Source organism: Paenibacillus sp. 01T424 (assembly GCF_056398745.1).
On sequence record NZ_JBFTPZ010000022.1, the window covers coordinates 43,742 to 63,750 of the forward strand.

The following is a 20,009-nucleotide window of genomic DNA, read 5'->3' on the forward strand; positions in this document are numbered from 1 at the left end:
TCCTTTGCTTGTATATTATCACGGTTTCCCGTAACAACCTAGATAAGATTTGCTTTTTAACCTTTAATCGATCCCATGAGCATACCCTTGGTAAAATGCTTTTGCATAAATGGATACACGATCAAAATGGGGACCGTAGTCACGACAACAGCAGCCATTTGAACAGCGAACTGGCTAACCGTTCCGGTATTGGCCATCGACTCAGCACTTTGATTTGCAATGTTAAGCAGAATGTTGCGCAAGACAACTTGAAGTGGCATTAAATTCGCATCATTGATATACACAATCGCATCGAAATAACTGTTCCAATGCCCTACTGCGTAAAATAGGGAAATCGTGGCGAGGACAGGCATGGAAAGCGGTAAAATGATTTTCCATAGCGACTGAAGTTCACTTGCGCCGTCAACTCTCGCCGATTCCTCAATTTCAGCAGGCAATTGCTCGAAAAAGCCTTTAATGATCACCAGATTAAATGCACTAATGAGATGCGGAACAATCAAAACCCATGGACTATTTAACATCCCCAAAGAGCGGATTAACAAATAAGTCGGAATTAATCCCCCGCTAAACATCATCGTAAACACAATGAATAATAAAAACGGACTGCGTCCCGGCAAATATTTTTTGGATAACGGGTACGCCGCGATTACCGTAAAAAACACATTTAACGCCGTGCCTACAATCGTTCGGAATAGCGTAATTTTATACGCCTGACCTATACCATTAGAAATGAATACTTCCTTATAGGCTGCAAAGGTAAAGGATTCTGGTATAATCACAATCCCTCTTCTTAAAACTTCCGATTCCGGTGTTACCGAAACAGCGACCACATATAAAAAGGGAAGCAAGCAAAGCAGCGATAACATAATAAGAATAAAATAAACGGCTGATTGCCATACCTTTTCCCCGATCGTCAGCTTAATCATATCTCATACCACCTCACCAAATTTGCCCATCGAATTTTTTGGCAAGCTTGTTTGCAGCCAATACTAAAATAAATCCGATGACAGCTTTAAACAATCCCACAGCAGTTGCGAGGCCAATCTTAAGACGCTCCAGCCCCTCGCGGTATACCCATGTGTCGATAATATCGATTTTCTCCTGGTTAAAAGTATTGGCAAACATGAAGATTTGGTCAAAACCAGCGTCCAGAATATGGCTCAATTTAAGAATGAGCATCAGAATAATGACTCCTCGAATGCCGGGCAAGGTTACATGCCAGAGCTGTCTCGATTTGGAAGCGCCATCCATTCGAGCTGCTTCATATAAGCTTGGGTCAATCCCTGATAATGCGGCAAGGTATAGTATCGCTCCCCAACCGATGTCCTTCCATATTTCAGACGAGATGACCAGCAGTCTTCCCCAAGCAGGCTCCGTTAGGAAGGAGATGGGATCAAAACCGTTTTCCTTCAAAATCATATTGAAAAGGCCATCACCCGGAGCCAATAATGCAACCATCAATCCATAAACAATGACCCAAGACAGAAAATGGGGTAAATAAGTAATGGTTTGTACGATTTTCTTAAACCATTGGGTATGAACTTCATTAAGAAGCAAAGCAAGTGCGATGGGAGCGGAGAAACCGAACAATAGCTTATACAACGATATAATTATCGTGTTTCTCATGATGTCCCAGAAATAAACGCCGTTAATAAAATCTGTGAAATTTTTGAATCCGACCCACGGGCTATCCCATAACCCCAAAGCCAGATTGTAGTTTTTAAAAGCAATAATGATTCCGGCCAATGGGATGTATTTGAATACGGCAAAATAAACCAATGCCGGAATTAATAGAAGGTACATCATTTTATACTTTTGTATGGTCCTTAACCACGAATTCCGCTTTTTGGAGAGGGGAATAGCTTCCGCTGCCAATTTCGATTGCATGTCATCACCTCGTCTTTATTTATATTTGTATAATAGCACCCCCCTATCAGATAAATTTCTGTCATTTCAAGAATTTCTTATAAGATATTAAGTAAGTGGGCCTTCGATAGTTCTAAGTAAAAGATTTCTTCTAAGATCTGCTCAATAAAGTAATTCTCTACTGTGCTTTACAACGAAGGTGAAGGCACCAATCGATTATTTATCCTTTAAAAATAAAAAAACCGCCCTATAGGCGGCAAAACTTCTATTTGCACTATTCATTTGTTCGTATCAGATCAGAGGTGTGCTTAAAGTGAGCTTTATTGGATTTCAGACTCGTCAGTAATTAGCTTAAATAATAGGTTAACATTCACTATGGCGACTTATAGCTTATCAAATTCCACATCGTATTTATTGAAGATGATTTTATATTTATTTTCGAATATAGTCCATCGCTTTTCTGTTCCGTACTTTTCCTGCAATGCCTTCAAATAATGTTTAGCCGCTGCTATATCATTGGATTGTAACAGTAAATGAAAGCTCTCTTCACCCAGATGTAGAAATGGTCCTGAAGTGTAATATTCAACAAGGGATCTGGCACTGGTCATCGTATCATAGAAATGAATAACCTCTTCTACTCCACTTAACAGCGTTTTTCTTAAATCATCCATATTCGTATCAGGAGTGATTGAAAAACGATCTGGAACAGACTCAACAATTTCTCCAATTCTTGCTCTGAAGTGACACTCCGCTTCTTGGGGAGCAGTCAGAATTTCCCTCGATTGTATCAGTGCCAAATCCGGTGCATAAATACCGCAGTTCACATAAAACATTACATTGTCCGCTGAATTGCCAGAAGACTTTTGGAAATTGAACATGTAGATAAGGTTTTCTGTCGTCTTATTGAAATTCAAACTCTTCCTCATGAAGCCACGCTTGGAAAGGAACGGCTTAACGTCAAGCTTAATCATATCGTTAAAGAGCTGCTGCAACATGATCCCTCCTATAAGATTAATCGTTTCCATTACAATTTTGTTAAGAGTTTCAAAGATATTTTCTTCTATTACGACTACTAAATACTTGTACAAATAAAACGGAAGATAATTATTGAATATTACTTCATAATTTCCAGCTTGTCCAAACATAAAATTGATTTGCTAATGAATTTTCTCCACATAGTAAACAAATTATTTTACAAAGTATTTGTTGACACTGAAATAATTGTATAATACATTTGTTTGTATACTTTATATACATATATATTTACAAAGTGAGGAGTGAAAATGGATAGGTTTATGATGGGTGGTCTTTGCAATAGGTTAGGCTGGCATCTGAGAAAGAAATGTATTTGAAGTAAATACTCAGTAAGCGAGTTAGAGGAGAATTTAGATGGCTTTATTGCTCAAAAATCGGGGAGCCATGCTGCTTCTGATGTTTAATTTATTTTTGGTCTTTGCTGGTATCGGACTGGTCATTCCAGTTATACCCAAATACATCACAATGCTTGATATCAACGGCAGCACTGCCGGCTTGCTTACCGCCTCCTTCGCATTTACACAGCTGGTTTTCTCACCACTGGCGGGACGGTTATCCGATTCCTTCGGACGCAAGCGCATCATTGTTGCCGGAATGATGGTCTTCGCTTGCGCCGAAGTTATATTCGGTTTGGCTGATTCTGCTCTGCTGCTCTTTGTATCCCGGATGATGGGCGGCATTAGCGGAGCGTTCATCATGCCTGCAGTTATTGCCTACGCGGCAGATGTTACTACCGAGGAAGAACGTGCCAAAGGGATGGGTTTTATCAATGCTTCCTTTTTGACTGGCTACATTATTGGTCCTGGTATTGGAGGCTATCTTGCGGAGTTCGGCATTCGCGTACCGTTCTATGCTGCAGGGATTGCCGGCCTGGTCGCTGCAGTTCTTACACCAGTTGTTCTGCGGGAATCGATGCCATCTACTGTAAAAAAAGATGAGATTAGCGAAAAGGCAATGTCTAATCGGGAGCCCCAAAAGAGTCTGCTCCAACAGTTGCGTTTCGCTTACCGCGAACCCTATTTTATAAATTTACTCCTTGTTTTCGTCATGTCCTTTGGGCTTGCCAATTATGAAGCAGTATTCGGCCTCTTCGTCGACCATAAGCTCGGCTTCACACCGAAGGATATTGCTTTCATTTTCACCTTTGCGTCCATTGGAGGCGCAGTCATTCAGTTATCCATTTTCGGCTGGCTCATCAACCGTTTCGGCGAAAAGCGAGTCATTACACTTTGTCTGCTCGCTTCAGGGGTGTTCGTCCTGCTGACGTTGTTCGTTCATCAATATTGGCTGATTTTTGCAGTTACTTTTGTTATATTCTTGTCCATTGATATTTTACGCCCCGCTATTAGCACGCAAATGTCCATGGTTGCGAATGAACAGCAGGGATATGTGGCAGGACTTAACTCTGCCTTTACCAGCCTGGGCAATATTATCGGACCGATAGTATTATATGTTACTGTGCTCTTTCACCGGACGAAATACATGAAAAAACAAAGACCTACCATCTCTGTCTCTTTTTATTTTTACAATAAAAATGGACATATCCGCTCTTCTAAAACGGATGTCCATAAATGGTATATAACACAATAAGAAATTACAGTAGCTACATTGATTACTTACGTTACCTCCGACAGTCTCAATCCTGTCCCTAGAATCTAAGAAATAATAACCGTGTGGATTGAAAATTAAAACTTAGACTGTCGTTTTTTTTTAATCTGACTTCATCCGTTATCGTAACCAACGCAAAATAACGGACTCATACTAATGTTCTATGCTGCAGTCACGATTATTGGCTGATCCTTTGTTATGATTATGGTATGTTCATGTTGTGCTGCAAAGCTATTGTCGGGGGTACATAAAGTCCATCCATCCGGCTGCTCAACGACATACCCAGCACCTGTAGATAAAAAGGGCTCGATTGTAATTACCATGCCCTCTTTCAATACCCGTTTATCGTGCTTGTTATAAACGGGTAGAATCTCTACTGGGGCCTCGTGCAGAGATTTGCCAATACCATGGCTGCACAGATCCTTAATTATATTATAGCCGCCTTTTTTAGCCTCGATTTCAATAATCCTTCCGATTTCGTTCAATTTCACTCCATGCTTAAGTGAAGAGATTACTTTCATCATTGTATGGTGTGTGTATTGACACAGACGCATTAGTGATGGCTCATATGGAGCTATCGGAAAAGAATGTCCAGCATCCGCAAAATAGCCGCAAAGTTCTGCAGAAACATCGATGTTTATTAAATCGCCCGGTTGGATGATTCGATTTCCCGGTATTCCGTGTGCAACTTCGTGGTTAACACTAATACATGTGTTGCCAGGGAAATTGTAAGTTATCTGAGGCGCCGACACAGCCCCATGACTTTTCAAAATCCGCTCCCCAATATCATCCAGTTCCTTTGTCGTAATTCCAACTCGCGTGTGACGTTTCATTTCATTAATCGTCAAAGCAACGATTTTGCCAATTTCTTTCAGACCATCAATATCGTTTTGTGATTCTATTGTCATAAAAAGCTCCTCCATTTTCCATCTAAACTTTATTTAATTCAAATTTATTTTAACACACAATAGAATATTTAATTATTGTAGTAATTAGGTGAGCTTTTGATGCGATTACCAATCTTCCCATTCTTCATACGGAGTATTAAACATATAAGTAAATAAATATTGCTCAAAGAGGCTGCCGTTTAATATCGGCAGCCTCGTCTTGTTGATTCTTACGCTATAGTATTGTTCGATTGTAGAACCAATGATTACATAAGCTTTTACGACTTTTATTGGCGTTGAATATACAATAATGCACCTATTAAAGTAACGTTATTTCGTCAGAACCAGCGGCAAACGATTGACCCCGAACATCATCCAGCTGTCCAACCGCTCTAGCGTGTGCGAACGATCTCTTGCGTAGTCAGGAAACCTACTAAGAAGTGTTTGAATGGCGATCTTGCTCTCCAAGCGGGCAAGCTGAGAGCCCAAGCAGAAGTGAATGCCGTGTCCCAATGCCAGATGCGGATTCGGGTTGCGATGGATATCGAATTTTTCCGGAGTATCAAATTGCTCTCCGTCATGATTGGCCGACCCGATCCAGAGGTTGACCATTTGTCCGGGCGAAAGCGTTTGGCCGCGCAGAACAGTCGTCTTTTTAACGATTCGAATCATCGTTTGAACGGGAGAGCAATAGCGAAGCACCTCTTCGATGGCTTGCGGAATCATGGAAGGTTCCTCGATGAGACTTTTCCTAGCCTCTCTGTCACTATCTAGGCACAGTAAGGCTGACGTTATAAGATTGGTCGTGGTTTCATTCCCCGCCACCAGCAGCAGAATGCAGAATCCGATGATCTCCAAGTCACTTAATTGCTTGCCTTCGACCTTTGCATGAACGAGATTGCTGATGAGATCATCCAGCGGGTCAAGCCGTCTTCGATTCATGATGTCGGAGAAATAGTCGCTCATTTCCTTCTGGCATTGAAAATAACGTTCGCCGTCATTCCCAACTAGCGAATCCGACCATTCCTTGAACCGGTCGCGATCCACGGACGGAATGCCCAGCATTTCGACGATGACGATGATCGGCAGAGGGCTCGCATAATCGAGAAGGGCATCCATCTTCCCCGCCTCTTCTGCTTGATCGCACAATTGCTGCGCAATCGATTCAATTTTCGGTGCGAGCGCTTCGATAGCCCGAGGAGTGAAAGCTTGCGAAACGAGCATACGCAGCTGTCGGTGTTTAGGTGGATCTTGCCTAAGAATGCTTGAGTTGATCGGCTCCATGGCGCTTTCCGTCCCTTTTGATGAATAATGCTCATGATCGGCAAATATCTTCTTTACATCTTCGTACTTGTACACGTCCCAAGTATTTTTCTCCGAATTGAACACGACAGGGGAAGAGTTTCGCATTTCTTTAAACCAAGACAAAGGTATCAGTTCGCTGTCAGTTTTCCAATTCATACGTCGCATCGCCGCTTTCMGCTTAGAATGAAATCAGTTCAACATACCATCTGGCTTGCCGCCGGGGGTCAAAAACAACCCGGTCGTAATAATCTGATAAAGAAAATGTTCAAGATCGTCGCGGTTTATACTACTGCCATAGGTTAGAAAATAATCGCAGGAACTGTTGAGCAATCCGACAATTCCCGCAGCAGCCAAGCTGCAATTGACATTGATCATTACCCCCTCTTCCCGGCTTCCTTCCAGCACCTCTGCAATAAAACGAATATAGCCGAGCTTCAGTTCATTCAATTCCTCTAGTACTTCCTGATCAATTCCGTTCGATAATTCGTTGAACACGATATGTGCGAATCCGCTGGAATCCAGAAACAAGTCGAGATTGTGCCGGATGATTCGCCTGATTTGTTCTTCCAACGAAAGATCAGTTCGCAGCTCATTCCGTATTCGATCGGTAATGACCTGCAGTCCAYCCATTACGATCGTCTTAAACAGCTGTGCTTTTCCTGGAAAATGATAATACAGCGTCCCTTTGGCAACCTTTGCTCTAAGTGCGATATCGTCCATATTAGCTCGGTGGTATCCATTCTCCGAGAAAACGTCTATCGCTGCTGACATGATTTTCGTTTTGCTCAATGCGAAATGACTCTCCTTTTCGTAATGTACTGACTAGTCAGTACAATTAATATATTTATGGTAACACTCGGTAAAATGATTGTCAATCATGATTGTTTTTTCGTTATTCGGTACAAATTCTTGACATAGCACATTGCTAAGTATATGTACCGAAAAAACAAAAAAACCACGATATACGTGGTTTTTAATAGCTTGTCTCCTATTTATGCATACTCAAGAGCTTCGTTCAGATTTCTATTTTTTCAAGCTTTTCAAAAACACCATCAACCCATTCTTTGTCATCCCAGAGTTTTGAATCATGAAGTTTTCTAACAGCGGGATGTCCAGTTACAATCGTGTCTACACCGTCTTTGTTTCCAAAGTACAAATCAACGATTATTAATATTTTATTTTCTGTTTGAACTAACATCTTAAAGCTCATACCAGATCCTTGGTTCGAAAAAGGTAAATTTACGTAGTAGAGATTTTCATCAAGTTGCTTGAATTCTGCTTCCGCAAATTTATTTTCCAGACCAAAAATAACACTAAACTCTCCCTTTAATTCTTTTCTTTGTTCTAGCTCTAGCATTTTATTTGTGTATTTCAGAAGATTCTCGTTAGATATGTAATTTCTAAATGTGACTGCTTTTTGTTCTGCGATAGCACCGGTATACAAATTCACAAAAGCTTTTCCAAATGTAACAACGGTTTCTTGATCGTCATCACTAATTTGATCCCTTTTAATTGAAAATTGCAGATTGGCCAGGTCACTTAATATTTCCGCTGCTGATTTCTCTGGTAGTTCCAAAGAAGCCTCTTCACTTAATGGTATATTATTTGAGTCAGCAATTTGTCCTAATGCATCTTTCCCCTTTATTACAGGATTTGCTAGCAATCCAATTCCAACTGCTATCATAAGGACAATTGAGAAAAAAAGTAACCAAAACCTCGGTTTTCTGTAATTCAACACGTTTTTAATCCTCCCTTTTACATTCCCCTCACCAAAAGCAAGCGGACTCCCATTCAAAATATGTCTTTCGGTAGCTAGCGATAATAATGATTAACATACAGATGAACCAAAGATATGATCCAATCTATATGTAAATCTGCAATGGATTCACACTTTCCCTATTCAGAGCAGTCAGTGCTGGAAATGTCCCGCCTACAAATAAATCGACCATTTCTTTCCCACTATTAATCTGCGGACTTTGCTGAAGCATGCTATCTTGAGGAATTGGATTCCTATCCCCATTCCTTGGCAACAGACTAAATACACTTTCAAATATTTGATTCTAAGTGGAGGACTCTCCGTTTGTCAAGGCGGGCCGTAATTCAAACTAGGAATAGCTTCTCCTATTATTTCTTGTGCTTCAGCTTTCTTTTAATGTGAACACCGATCAAACCGATAATTATAAAGCATCCTCCCGTCACTATCATGCCGAGAAAATTAGTCAAAATTAAATCAGGATCGGGACCATTTCCTACTGGACCAATTTTAGGTTTATAAGCATCAAAATAATAAAAAACAGCCATTAATGTCATTAGGGTACCTACTGATATATTAAATACTGATATCCATAGTTTATATTTATCTGGTTGTGTTATGAGAAAATAAATATTTTGGATGATTACGAAAGCCAAGAATATCCCTTTGTAGATCACCTTTATATCACCTTTCCTCAAAATGTAATCGTACCTAATAAAACCTTTTATCAGTCACTATTGTTCGACTGTCCTGCCTGTTAGCTTAACGGGCTACCGTAAAGTTGTATATAAACCTCAATGAATCCGCCCATCCGATATCCAGATGTGGGTGTTTTACATACTATACTACCTATCCTGATCCTTTATCACCTGCTCAATCCCCTTCAGAATCAGCTTCATGCCGAATTCAAACGCTCCGTCGGTCCCTATCAGATTGAATAGCCCTTTTTTGTACATCCCTCGAAACACTCCCGCATCTGTCTCGCTCATGGCGTCCAGAAGACTTGTTATCTCTCCATCACGAAGCTCTCCCTGCTCCTCAAGCATAGTGGATAATATGCGCTGATGCTGATAATTGTCCAGAACGAAGTAGAAGACATAGTTCACCAGCGTAAGAACGGCTTGTAATTTTTGCTCTTGCTCAAGTGGCGTCGATTCCATGCAGAGCAGCATTCGGTTAGTGAACCGGATCATGTCTGGTTCGTGGGGCAGCGTCAACATCATGAGCTGCGTGGAGCAGGGATATCGGCTGAGCACACTCCGTACAGTTACCGCAAATTCCGCTAGCTGCTCCCTCCAATCCCCCTCAGAGTGAAACTCCTCCAAAATGATCTTCGATACATGGTTGGCCAGGCGCTGGTAGAGATTCTGCTTGCTCTTGAAATACCAATACAAAGAGGGAGCCTGAATGCCCAGACGATCGGCCAAGCGTCTCATGCTGAATTTCTCAATTCCTTCCTCTCCAAGAAGCTCCCACGAGGTTTCCAAAATTTTGTCCTCCGAAATCTGAGGCTGCTTTTTTTTCAACGGTATCCGTCCTTTTATCTAACAGTGTAAGTTTATGCTTTACAGGTTCATAGGCTCATGATATCATCTAACACTGTAAGATACAAACTAACACTGTTAGATTGATGGTCACAATAAATAAAGAAAGTAGTGATTTACATGGATACAGAAAACCTCCATTATTTTGAAAAAGCACCCGTCTCAAAAGCTGTAGCTCACTTCGCTGTACCGATGATGTTAGGCATGTCAATGAGTGTTATATACTCCATCTTGAATGCCTATTTCCTTGGTACACTCCACAATACTGCCATGTTGACTGCACTCGCACTCACCTTGCCTTTATTCGCGGCGATTATGGCACTAGGCAACTTGATTGGCATCGGTAGCGGAGCCTTCATCTCTCGGTTGCTGGGTGAGAAAAAATATGATGATGTTAAGCATGTATCTTCATTTGCCTTTTACAGTAGTTTAGTGCTCGGTCTTATCGTGATGGCCGTTAGTCTCCCGTTGATTGATCCAATCGTTCATGGCCTGGGGGCAACGCCTGACTCCTTCGGATTTACAAAGGACTATGTCACGATAATGCTTATTGGTTCACCAATCGTCGTATTGTTCTTCACGCTGGAGAATATTGTGCGCTCGGAGGGGTCAGCTACCACGTCGATGATCGGTATGATTATCAGTGTTGTCGTAAATATTATTCTAGATGCGCTAGTCATCTTCGTTTTCCATTGGGATGTAATCGGCGTTGCGTCTGCTACAGTCATTTCTAATTTGGTTGCGAGTATATACTACGCCTTTCATATAAGATATAAAAGCCAATTTTTGACCATTTCTATAAAATGGTTTAAGGCTACCAAGGACATTCTAAGCAATGTATTCAAAATCGGAGTTCCCGTTTTTGTTATGAGTATCTTCATGGGAGCAATGTCACTCATCTTTAACCATTTTCTTGTTGAATATGGGGAGCAAGCTATAGCGGGGTTCGGAATTTCATCGCGTTTGCTGCAATTTCCAGAGTTTATTCTGATGGGATTATGTGAGGGAGTCGTGCCGATGATTGCTTTCTCTTTTACAGCGAATAAATTACGCATGAAGCATACCATTACATTCACAATTAAAGTGGTTGTTGCGTTAGCAGTCGTGTTCGGAGTTATCGTCTATCTGATTTCCGACCATTTAATTGGTTTATTTACGAATGACCCGCAATTAATTGAAATGGGCAGCTACATTCTGCATGTGACGTTCTTATCCTTGTTTATTACAGGAATGACCTCGTTGTTTACGGGAATCTTCCAAGCAACAGCGCAAGGAACCGCCGCGTTTATTATGTCAATAATTCAAGGAATTACTCTGATTCCTGTGTTATTTATAGCTAATCGCTTGAATGGCTTTCATGGGGTGGTCTGGTCGCTTGTCATAGCGGATGCCGTCGCGTTCCTTGTTGGAGCCATCATGCTGTATGTCCTACGGAACAAATTGCAGCCGGATTTGGAAAGTTTAGTGCACTAGTAACGAATAAGACGTATGAGGCAGGATAAGGGCACTCCCTGATCTTGCCTTTCTTCGGGTCAAACCGTTTTCCACCGCGAACTAGATTAGCTCCTTGTTCTTATGCTCGAATTGCTTTACTAGTTCATCTGTTGAGAATAACTGATCCAAAGACGGATAAAACTTTTTTCGGTCCAGCATAAAGTTAAAAGAACATCATCATAAAAAAGAATAAACCCAGCACTGGTACAGTACTGGGTCGCATTTCTTCATTTAAAACCGTTTTTTATAAACCCTCATCGCAAAGAAGTAGGCTACAAACAAGATCCCAACGCACCATGCAAGCGCAATCCACAGATCATTGCCTACAGGCTGGTTTGACAGCAACGCGCGAATGGCTTCAACGATTGAGGTTACCGGTTGGTTTTCGGCAAAGGCACGAACGACCGAAGGCATCGATTCGGTCGGCACAAATGCCGAGCTAATAAACGGAAGGAAGATGATCGGGTAGGAAAAAGCGCTTGCTCCATCCACCGATTTTGCCAATAATCCTGCAATGGCAGCGACCCAGGTTAATGCCAGCGTAAACAGCATGAGTATGCCAGCTACTGCAAGCCAGTCTAGTATCCCGGCCGAAGAACGAAAACCCATAATCAAAGCTACGAGAATGATAACGACAACCGAGATAGCATTGGATACTAGTGAGGTCAGCACATGCCCCCATAGTAAGGTAGAACGCGAAATTGGCATGGAATGAAACCGCTCGAAAATACCTCGCTGCACATCGGTAAACAGACGAAATGCCGTGTAGGATATCCCGCTAGCAATCGCAATGAGCAGAATTCCGGGCAATAGATAATTAACGTAGTTATCTGTACCGGTTTGAATTGCACCGCCAAACACATAGACGAACAGCAGCATCATCGCTATCGGAGTGATACAGACCGTGACGATGGTGTCCATACTACGGGAAATATGGCGCATGGAACGTCCGAGCATAACACCCAAATCGTTAAAAAAATGTTTTTTTACCGTCTCCATTTATGCTCCCTCCTTCTTGCCAATAATGGAGAGGAATATCTCTTCCAATGTCGGCTGCTTCTCAATATACTCCACTTTCGTTGATGGAAACATCTTTTTAAGCTCCAAAAGCGTGCCGCTGGCGATGATTTTACCCTTGTGCAGAATAGCTATTCGGTCAGCGAGCTGTTCCGCCTCTTCCAAATACTGCGTAGTTAGGAATACCGTAGTGCCGCTGTCTGCAAGCTCCTTCACGATCTTCCAAACCTCGATGCGTGCCTCGGGATCAAGGCCAGTGGTCGGCTCGTCGAGGAAAATAACCTGCGGTTTCCCTACAAAGCTCAATGCGATGTCGAGCCTGCGGCGCATCCCACCCGAATAAGTAGATACCCTGCGGTTGGCGGCGTCTGTCAGGCCAAAGCGTTGAAGCAAGTCGTCCGCAACTTGCCGCGGATTACTCAGGTATCGCAGTTTGGCAATCATGATTAGGTTTTCTCGTCCAGTCATTAGTTCGTCTACGGCGGCAAATTGTCCGGTTAAACTAATCGCCTGCCTCACATGATCAGGTTTGGACGCCACATCGAATCCCTCAACGACGGCGGTTCCACTGTCTTGTTTGAGCAGCGTGGTGAGGATTTTCACTACCGTCGTTTTACCTGCACCGTTTGAACCGAGCAGTGCAAAAATACTGCCCTTTTCCACCTCGAAATCTACTCCTTTAAGGACAGCAAGCTCTTTGTAAGACTTTTTCAGACCTAATACTTGAATTGATTTGTTTTTCATGTTTTTCCCCTCCTTATCGAACCGTAACTTTAGACAATTCGGCTCCCATGCCTTTAAGCGCAGCATAGGTCAGCTTATCCATGACTGCTTCGTCAAAGCAGATGGTTTTGATGGAGCGGTAATACTTATTAGTCAAGGAAAAAAATGCTTGAAAAGAAACATTCTTGAGTGTAGCACCCTTAAACGAAACTTCATTTATAGCAGACTTGTCAAACTTAACGCCGATAAAGGTTTGCCCGTCAAGACACAGCCCACTCAGGTCACAATATTTGAAGTCCACGCCGTCAAAGATACAACCTTCAAAGATTGTTTTTTTAAGGTCGATCTTGTTTAGCGTGACATCGGTCAGTTTTACGCCTGTGAATTTTGCTCCTTCCATCCCCGAAATACTGAAGTTGGTGCGTACAAGGATCGATTTATTGAAGCTCGCATTGGAAAGATCATTGACAGATAGGGTACAGTCGGTCAGATTTGCGCCGTTAAAATTGGCTTCACGAATGTCACTGCTCTTAAAGGTGCTTCCTGTCAAGTCTGCACCTGCAAAGTCAGAGCCGTGTAATGCACTCGATGTGAAATTTCCTTTATGCGCAATAACACCTGCAAAGTCACTCTTTAGCAAATTGCTCGCGCTAAAGTTTGTCAGTACTTGCCTCTCCAGCGAGCGGGAGAGATTGGCGACTTCCAGTATCGTTTCCTCGATGTCGCCGATGCTCTCAATGGTCTTATTAAACGCTGTTTCATCGTCTTTGCCCTCGGCTTTAAGTTCACGGTACCTCTCCTGTAAATCGGAGAGCAGGTCGGCTTTTAATTCGGTGACGCTTTTCACCCCATCGTATGGCGTAAAAACGTCGTTCAAATAATTCGTCAATTTCTGATTCATCACATCAAACCTCCTATAGTAAGTTTTCAAGCACGCGTTTTGCATACTCCCAGTTGCTATTGTTGCGGGCATATGTTTCCTTGCCCTTCTCGGTAATTCTAAAATATTTGCGCCGTCCGCCCTGTGATTCATCGCCCCAATACCACTCGATATCACCGTCTGTCTCAAGGCGTCTGACACTGGAATACATGGTCGCTTCTTTTAGTTCATACTCACCGCCCGAGCGCTCCGCGATCAATTTGACAATTTCGTATCCATAGCGATCATCTTCGGATAATAGTCGCAATATCATCGTATCGGTATGTCCGCGCAGCAGGTCGGATGTAATTTTGTTCTCACTCATTTAATCACCCCGCAACTGTATAATACGACATACTACTGTGACTGTCAAGGTACTATTTTAATCAAATTACTTTCTCTGTGGTTACGGAAGCCTAGCCCTATCGATTTTAGTTGTAAAATGAAAAATGAACCCAAGGTTCCCCTTGGGTTCACGCGATTAGTTACCTTGTGTGTCTTTGCTGCATGGCATGTGACATGATATCCCCCACAACTTAACTGTGAGAAAGTACCTTATTTCAATTCATTCTCATTCAAGCCGGTGGAATACTTTGAGGATTGTTGAACACATTATTTGGATCATACTTAGCTTTTACTCTACGCAGCCTAGGAAAGTTTTTACCATAATAAACAGGACCAGAACATTTGATACCTTGGTCTGGTACATTGATATAGGAACCTACGATATATGGCTGCAGCTTATGCCTTGTGTTCCGTGCTAAGGCAATATTTTTAGCGGCATGAGATGGCTTAACCCATGAGCTGTTCCATTCGACATAAAATTTGGCTTTACGCCAGTAGAATGCTGTGGCTTTAGGTGCGATACGGCTTATGGCACCACCCCAGTTAAGGAAGAAGAAGCCGGCCGGAGTCCCTCCCTCAGCGTTTTCTAGAAACTCGCGCATAACTTTATAGGCTTTATCTGGAAAAGGACGTCTGCCGAAGCCGCTGGAAAACTGGTTGCTGAACTTTTGTGTCAGCACTGGATCAGGAGCTAACAAAAACTTTGTAGCTTCAAGATATGGTAACAATCGGATGGTTTTTTTTGTAGGCGTCCCCACGCTTAAAATAGGCTCTAATTGACGCAGGGCTTCCGTTTTAGATCCAAGAAACAGACCGATCATGCTAACATTTCCACCCTTTTTGGGTCCAACATTTAATTCGCTGCCCAATCTGGTGCTGGCATTAGGAGCCCAGACTTGCCATTTCTTTACGACTTTTTCGAACTGCTCCCATGGCCACGTTACGCTGAAGACGGTAGCTTTGGCTGGAGCACGCAGTACTTTGAATTTGTATTTTGTGTATACGCCAAAGTTACCGCCTCCTCCACCGCGGGAAGCCCATAGGAGATCGGAATTGCGTTTTTTATTTGCCCGGATTACTCTTCCCTTAGCGTCAACCATTTCTAGTCCGATGAGATTGTCGCTAATGAGGCCAGTCGTTCTTTGGAGCGGACCAATCCCTCCGCCAAGTGTAATTCCACCGATTCCAACCGAAGGACTATCACCAAACGGTGCGATAAAACCTTGTCTTGCCAATTTGTCTACGACTCTTCCTACCCGATTGCCTGACTCAACCACAACAGTTCTGCACTTTTTATTCAACTTGATTTTCTTCATCTCGCTAACATCGATGACAATGCCTCCGTTAACTTGAGAAAGGTTGGTCTCCAAGGCGTGCCGTCCACTTCTCGGGCGAATAGGAACATTATTTTTGCGAGCCCATCTTATAGCGTTTGCAACATCCTGTGTTCTTTGGGCAAAAACAAAAACTTTTGGAAATCTGTCGGTATGAGGATCCCAATTCTTACGAGCCGCTTCATAACCAGGGTTTCCCTTGAAAATCACTCGCCCCGTAAGTTTTGTTATTGATTTCATGTATCCAACTCCTTTATCCATTTCTCCCGCAATTTAGACAGTTGCCATGTATCGTATGAAGGGTTTAACCAGTTGGTATGGACTACTGCTGATAAAGTATATATAAAGAAGATCTCGAATGATCATGGTTTTCATTATTTGTCTTTACAAGTGCATGAATGTTGAACTGATATTTGTATTCCAAACTAAAAAAAGTGACAGTCATGGACCATTAAATAATGTCCTAGACTGTCACTTTTTGATTGAACTAATGACTACTTTTTCGTAATCAGAGGAGTGTTTTTTTCTTTAAGCTATGTTTTAGATCGTGTTGAAAAATATATGATTATGTTTACGATGTTTTCTTGCACTTTATAATTAAAAAATGGATTGGAAGTGCATTTTTCGTGTTCTTATTTGGCTCGTCAATTTCTGAAATCTCTACTAGTCCATATTTTTCAAAATCTTGTTTTATGGAATCATCATCATAAAAATACATTTTTACACCTTCCATAATCTCGAAATAGTCTTTATCCAATTGTTTGCCCTTTCCAAACATTGGGGCTTTTTGTGAAACCGTTGTAAAAACCAAATATCCATTTGGCTTTAACTGATCATAACAATCTTGAATAAACTTTTCTCTCTCGCTATTATCCAATAAGTGAATAAGCGCATGACTGAATATACCATCATAGAGCTTGTTATCAAAGGGCATATCCGTTACTGAACCATGTAAAATACTAATATCAAGCCCGTTTTCCTTCGCCAAATCAATCGCTGTTTTTGAAATTTCTATACCTGTTACATTTATTCCATTGTCAATAAAAACCTTTGCATTTCTGCCATAACCAATACCTGGAATCAGTATGTCCTTAACATTCTTTTCAAGGAAAAAGTCCTTTGTTGCGATTGCGGAGTCTGTAGGTTCAAATCCCCACATCGTTTGTTTTTCTATAAAACTTGATTCCCAAAATTCCGTCATATCTCTATCTCCTTTATGTCTTAAATTAAATGTTATCTTGTTAGCCATTACAATATTTCGATATACCCTTCAGTTCCATGCACCCGTATTCGTTGTCCATCTTTTATTAATGTGGTAGCATTCTCTACCCCAACTACTGCTGGTAAGCCATACTCACGCGCGATAACTGCCCCATGAGTCATCAGCCCACCAACTTCGGTAACTAGACCTTTAATGGATACAAACAATGGTGTCCAGCCAGGGTCAGTAAAGGAAGTGACTAAAATATCTCCATCTTCTAAGTCAGCATCCTCCATACTTAAGATAACACGTGCTCGTCCCTCGATTACTCCAGAAGAAACAGGCAGACCTGCAATAGCCTCGGTTGGGAGATTTTCCCGTTCATACTTCCCTGCAATGATTTCGCCATCAGATGTAATAACTCGTGGGGGAGTCAGTTTTTCATATCGTTTATATTCGTCTTTTCGATTGTTGATGATCTGGTAATCCAGTATATTTGTGGCTACGACATCGCGAAATTCTTCAAAAGTAAGATAGTATACATCATCTTTTTCATGAATAATGCCCGCTTGTACGAGCTGTTCGGCTTCTTTCAATAAAGCTTGCTTATATACGAAGTATCGACTAATCATGCCGTATTTTGGATATTCACGATATCCGCTGAAATTTTGGATTAAGCTGATCATTTGTTTGGTCTCTGCGGCTTTTTGATTACCATCCGGTAATTGTTTTAATCGGTCTAATAACTCTTGTTCTTTTTCCAAAGCTTCCTGTCGCCCTTGTTCGAATTTTCGCTTGCCGGCATTAGGCTCAAAGTTTTTGATGTTGCCTAGAATCATCGGGACAAGTGTAATTGGTTTTTCACTCCAACGAGTTTTTGTCATATCGATTTCACCGGCACATCGCATCCCATATTTGTCGAGATAAGCATAGATAGCGTCTTGGGTTTCTTTCCCACCATTTAGCTTAACTAGATCATCCAAAAAGTTATCTTCTCTTACATATTGTAAATAATCAATTACTTCTGGATAAGGACGAATCACATCAGCGACATCCAATAGTGCCAGACCCATTGTCGAAGTAATATTGTTTGGTACAGATTGCGAAAGCGTATCTGCTGCATTTTTTTCACCTAACCACTTGTTCATTTTTTCATTAATCCATGATGAAGCATCCATCCCAGTCATAATTACAGCAGAACTTTGTGGGTTAAATAGAGTTTTCTTTAATTGCTGGATATCTTCTAAAATATAATCAAACAAATCTGATCCTGATTTCGTTTGGATGTTTTGTTTTAACTCTTCTATCGATGTTTGACTACTTTTAATTAAATCAGAAACGATTGTCGGGTTATTTTCGATTTGTGCTTGAATATCGGAAAACGTCTTACCTTTACTGCTTTTAATGGGACTAGGTACTTGTTTAACATCAGGAGTTGATTTTATAAAATCTTCTCGCTCTACGATAGTCATAAGCGCGTCTTTTATGAGGGGATCGGATTTTCCCAAGGCATCTATTACAATACTGCTACTGACAGGGGAAGCCAGGCTATGTGTGATATCAACAAACAATCTTCCACCAGCTGTTCGCATGGTTGCAGGGGTCGTTAACAGGTAGAAAGACAGTCCCAATGGTTTTATGGGGTCGGTCATCATTTGTTGATGACCAACAGAAACATAGACGTGATTTTCTTTATCATTCGCTTCAGGGATCGGGTATAAGGTTGTAATTGGACGACTCTGTACAATATAAAATGTATCATCAACTAAACACCATTCGATATCTTGTGGACAACCAAAATAAGCTTCGATCTGTCTTCCGATGAGCGCCAATCGTAAAATTTGTTGTTCAGTAAGTGTTTGTGTCTTCTGTAGTTCAGGATCGATTTGCTTTGTCTCTGTTCCTCCTTCTTTTAATCCATAGATAGCCACTTTTTTGGTTGCTATCCTTTTGTTGACGATTTCCCCTCCCTGTACGATATAACAATCGGCAGAAACTAGGCCAGAAACCAACGCTTCTCCAAGTCCAAAGCTGGCATCGATGGAGAGCAGCTTTCGGTTAGAACTGATCGGATCGGCGGTAAATAAAATGCCCGAAGCCTGTGGGAAAACCATCCTTTGAACGATAACGGATAAATAAACTTGACTGTGGTCAAATCCATTTTGCATACGGTAGATTACCGCGCGATCCGTAAATAGAGATGCAAAACATTTACTGATATGCTGAATGATTGCTTCTTTGCCGATGATATTTAAATAGGTGTCATGTTGACCAGCAAAAGAAGAATGTGGTAAATCTTCAGCAGTCGCACTAGAACGTACGGCATAAGCATGTTCATCACCAAATTGTGAGAGATAGTGTGTAATTGCTTTCACAACTTCAGAAGGAATTTCTACCTCCATAATGATTTGTCGAATCTTTCTGCTAATTTCACCAATCTGGTCTCGATCTACTGCTTTTAACGTTGTCAGTTGATTCAACAATGCATAGTACGTTTCGTTATGTTCGAAGGCTCTTTGATAAACCTCAGTTGTAACGCAAAATCCTTCTGGTACTTGAATTTCTTCGATTTTTGATAATTCCCCTAAATTCAACCCTTTTCCTCCAACGAGTGAAAATTGCGTTTTTTCCATTTCCTGAAAACCGAGAACTAAAGAACGCATTCAATATCTCTCCTATCCAATAAATTGAGAAAAAGATTTGACAAGAGCTTACCAGCATGATAAAATAAAATTGTAAGATGTAACATTTATGTTCAAAATTATTTCCGAAGACGTGAAACGATTATATCATCGTGTTTGTTTATATGCAAATGTTTAGAACCTGATAAAATTATCCGGGTTCTTTTTTGATTTCCCTCTAACATTATCGCATTAAAAAGCAGAGCTCGTGCCGGGCTCCGTTACTTCATATCACCTTCGGGTCCTATTAGGATATGAATTGTTCTCTTCCACTCTATCGCCCCAATAATAAAATAG

General features: G+C 41.5%; 18 protein-coding genes. 2 read left to right on the top strand and 16 right to left on the bottom strand.

The genetic code is table 11. The annotated features are described in order from the left end of the window. Window positions 1-56: 56 nt before the first annotated feature. The 3 genes from AC1DPK_RS17470 to AC1DPK_RS17480 form a co-directional block, all read right to left on the bottom strand. Window positions 57-926: a carbohydrate ABC transporter permease gene (locus AC1DPK_RS17470; protein WP_339209231.1), complete on the bottom strand. Its 870-nt coding sequence runs from the start codon at window positions 924-926 to the stop codon at window positions 57-59. A 13-nt stretch (window positions 927-939) separates the two neighbouring features. Next, window positions 940-1,887 (bottom strand): ABC transporter permease, encoded by a 948-nt coding sequence (locus AC1DPK_RS17475; RefSeq protein ID WP_477511138.1) that lies wholly within the window; start codon window positions 1,885-1,887, stop codon window positions 940-942. Between the two features lie 362 nt (window positions 1,888-2,249). Next, window positions 2,250-3,011 carry a DUF4304 domain-containing protein gene (locus tag AC1DPK_RS17480; RefSeq protein WP_477511139.1) on the bottom strand — a complete coding sequence of 254 codons (762 nt, stop codon included), beginning with the start codon at window positions 3,009-3,011 and terminating at the stop codon, window positions 2,250-2,252. Window positions 3,012-3,255: 244 nt separating this feature from the next. Between AC1DPK_RS17480 and AC1DPK_RS17485 the strand changes: the two genes are divergently transcribed. Further along, the gene (locus tag AC1DPK_RS17485; RefSeq protein WP_477511140.1) at window positions 3,256-4,491 is read left to right on the top strand and encodes an MFS transporter; all 1,236 of its coding nucleotides are present in this window, start codon (window positions 3,256-3,258) and stop codon (window positions 4,489-4,491) included. A gap of 179 nt (window positions 4,492-4,670) precedes the next feature. Here AC1DPK_RS17485 and map read toward each other — a convergent pair whose 3' ends face one another. The 6 genes from map to AC1DPK_RS17515 all read right to left on the bottom strand — a co-directional run bounded on the left by map (window position 4,671) and on the right by AC1DPK_RS17515 (window position 9,980). Next, a complete protein-coding gene (gene map / locus AC1DPK_RS17490; RefSeq protein WP_477511141.1) occupies window positions 4,671-5,417 on the bottom strand; it encodes a type I methionyl aminopeptidase in 747 nt (248 codons plus the stop codon). Between the two features lie 309 nt (window positions 5,418-5,726). Continuing rightward, entirely contained in the window at window positions 5,727-6,857 is a 1,131-nt protein-coding gene (locus AC1DPK_RS17495; protein ID WP_477511142.1) for a cytochrome P450, read from the bottom strand. A 33-nt stretch (window positions 6,858-6,890) separates the two neighbouring features. Further along, entirely contained in the window at window positions 6,891-7,490 is a 600-nt protein-coding gene (locus AC1DPK_RS17500; protein WP_477511143.1) for a TetR/AcrR family transcriptional regulator, read from the bottom strand. Between the two features lie 226 nt (window positions 7,491-7,716). After that, complete coding sequence (locus tag AC1DPK_RS17505) at window positions 7,717-8,439, bottom strand: hypothetical protein (protein ID WP_477511144.1); 723 nt, start codon at window positions 8,437-8,439, stop codon at window positions 7,717-7,719. A 386-nt stretch (window positions 8,440-8,825) separates the two neighbouring features. Continuing rightward, window positions 8,826-9,011: a hypothetical protein gene (locus tag AC1DPK_RS17510; RefSeq protein WP_441883152.1), complete on the bottom strand. Its 186-nt coding sequence runs from the start codon at window positions 9,009-9,011 to the stop codon at window positions 8,826-8,828. Between the two features lie 288 nt (window positions 9,012-9,299). Beyond that, entirely contained in the window at window positions 9,300-9,980 is a 681-nt protein-coding gene (locus AC1DPK_RS17515; protein WP_477511145.1) for a TetR/AcrR family transcriptional regulator, read from the bottom strand. 138 nt (window positions 9,981-10,118) lie between these two features. Between AC1DPK_RS17515 and AC1DPK_RS17520 the strand changes: the two genes are divergently transcribed. Beyond that, window positions 10,119-11,471, top strand: a complete 1,353-nt coding sequence (locus AC1DPK_RS17520; RefSeq protein WP_441883156.1) for an MATE family efflux transporter — start codon at window positions 10,119-10,121, stop codon at window positions 11,469-11,471. 252 nt (window positions 11,472-11,723) lie between these two features. Here the strand turns inward: AC1DPK_RS17520 and AC1DPK_RS17525 are convergent, their stop codons facing one another. The 7 genes from AC1DPK_RS17525 to ppsA all read right to left on the bottom strand — a co-directional run bounded on the left by AC1DPK_RS17525 (window position 11,724) and on the right by ppsA (window position 19,694). Beyond that, on the bottom strand, window positions 11,724-12,491 hold the full coding sequence (locus AC1DPK_RS17525; RefSeq protein ID WP_076266041.1) for an ABC transporter permease: 768 nt from the start codon (window positions 12,489-12,491) through the stop codon (window positions 11,724-11,726). Then, window positions 12,492-13,253, bottom strand: coding sequence for an ABC transporter ATP-binding protein (locus AC1DPK_RS17530; RefSeq protein ID WP_477511146.1), 762 nt, complete (start codon window positions 13,251-13,253; stop codon window positions 12,492-12,494). It abuts the gene before it with no gap. Window positions 13,254-13,266: 13 nt separating this feature from the next. Further along, entirely contained in the window at window positions 13,267-14,133 is an 867-nt protein-coding gene (locus AC1DPK_RS17535) for a pentapeptide repeat-containing protein (RefSeq protein WP_477511147.1), read from the bottom strand. A 13-nt stretch (window positions 14,134-14,146) separates the two neighbouring features. Beyond that, window positions 14,147-14,476: a PadR family transcriptional regulator gene (locus AC1DPK_RS17540; RefSeq protein ID WP_339209247.1), complete on the bottom strand. Its 330-nt coding sequence runs from the start codon at window positions 14,474-14,476 to the stop codon at window positions 14,147-14,149. A gap of 250 nt (window positions 14,477-14,726) precedes the next feature. Beyond that, window positions 14,727-16,070: an FAD-binding oxidoreductase gene (locus AC1DPK_RS17545; protein ID WP_477511148.1), complete on the bottom strand. Its 1,344-nt coding sequence runs from the start codon at window positions 16,068-16,070 to the stop codon at window positions 14,727-14,729. A gap of 331 nt (window positions 16,071-16,401) precedes the next feature. Continuing rightward, the gene (locus AC1DPK_RS17550; RefSeq protein WP_441883166.1) at window positions 16,402-17,031 is read right to left on the bottom strand and encodes a class I SAM-dependent methyltransferase; all 630 of its coding nucleotides are present in this window, start codon (window positions 17,029-17,031) and stop codon (window positions 16,402-16,404) included. 47 nt (window positions 17,032-17,078) lie between these two features. Next, a complete protein-coding gene (gene ppsA / locus AC1DPK_RS17555) occupies window positions 17,079-19,694 on the bottom strand; it encodes a phosphoenolpyruvate synthase (RefSeq protein ID WP_477511149.1) in 2,616 nt (871 codons plus the stop codon). Between the last annotated feature and the right edge of the window lie 315 nt (window positions 19,695-20,009).

Coding starts and splice junctions, on each gene's coding strand:
- ppsA (WP_477511149.1), bottom strand. CDS start 19,694: ATGCGTTCTTTAGTTCTCGGTTTTCAGGAAATGGAAAAAACGCAATTT.
- AC1DPK_RS17540 (WP_339209247.1), bottom strand. CDS start 14,476: ATGAGTGAGAACAAAATTACATCCGACCTGCTGCGCGGACATACCGAT.
- AC1DPK_RS17530 (WP_477511146.1), bottom strand. CDS start 13,253: ATGAAAAACAAATCAATTCAAGTATTAGGTCTGAAAAAGTCTTACAAA.
- AC1DPK_RS17480 (WP_477511139.1), bottom strand. CDS start 3,011: ATGTTTGGACAAGCTGGAAATTATGAAGTAATATTCAATAATTATCTT.
- AC1DPK_RS17545 (WP_477511148.1), bottom strand. CDS start 16,070: ATGAAATCAATAACAAAACTTACGGGGCGAGTGATTTTCAAGGGAAAC.
- AC1DPK_RS17495 (WP_477511142.1), bottom strand. CDS start 6,857: ATGAATTGGAAAACTGACAGCGAACTGATACCTTTGTCTTGGTTTAAA.
- map (WP_477511141.1), bottom strand. CDS start 5,417: ATGACAATAGAATCACAAAACGATATTGATGGTCTGAAAGAAATTGGC.
- AC1DPK_RS17520 (WP_441883156.1), top strand. CDS start 10,119: ATGGATACAGAAAACCTCCATTATTTTGAAAAAGCACCCGTCTCAAAA.
- AC1DPK_RS17510 (WP_441883152.1), bottom strand. CDS start 9,011: ATGACATTAATGGCTGTTTTTTATTATTTTGATGCTTATAAACCTAAA.
- AC1DPK_RS17470 (WP_339209231.1), bottom strand. CDS start 926: ATGATTAAGCTGACGATCGGGGAAAAGGTATGGCAATCAGCCGTTTAT.
- AC1DPK_RS17535 (WP_477511147.1), bottom strand. CDS start 14,133: ATGAATCAGAAATTGACGAATTATTTGAACGACGTTTTTACGCCATAC.
- AC1DPK_RS17475 (WP_477511138.1), bottom strand. CDS start 1,887: ATGCAATCGAAATTGGCAGCGGAAGCTATTCCCCTCTCCAAAAAGCGG.
- AC1DPK_RS17550 (WP_441883166.1), bottom strand. CDS start 17,031: ATGACGGAATTTTGGGAATCAAGTTTTATAGAAAAACAAACGATGTGG.
- AC1DPK_RS17525 (WP_076266041.1), bottom strand. CDS start 12,491: ATGGAGACGGTAAAAAAACATTTTTTTAACGATTTGGGTGTTATGCTC.
- AC1DPK_RS17485 (WP_477511140.1), top strand. CDS start 3,256: ATGGCTTTATTGCTCAAAAATCGGGGAGCCATGCTGCTTCTGATGTTT.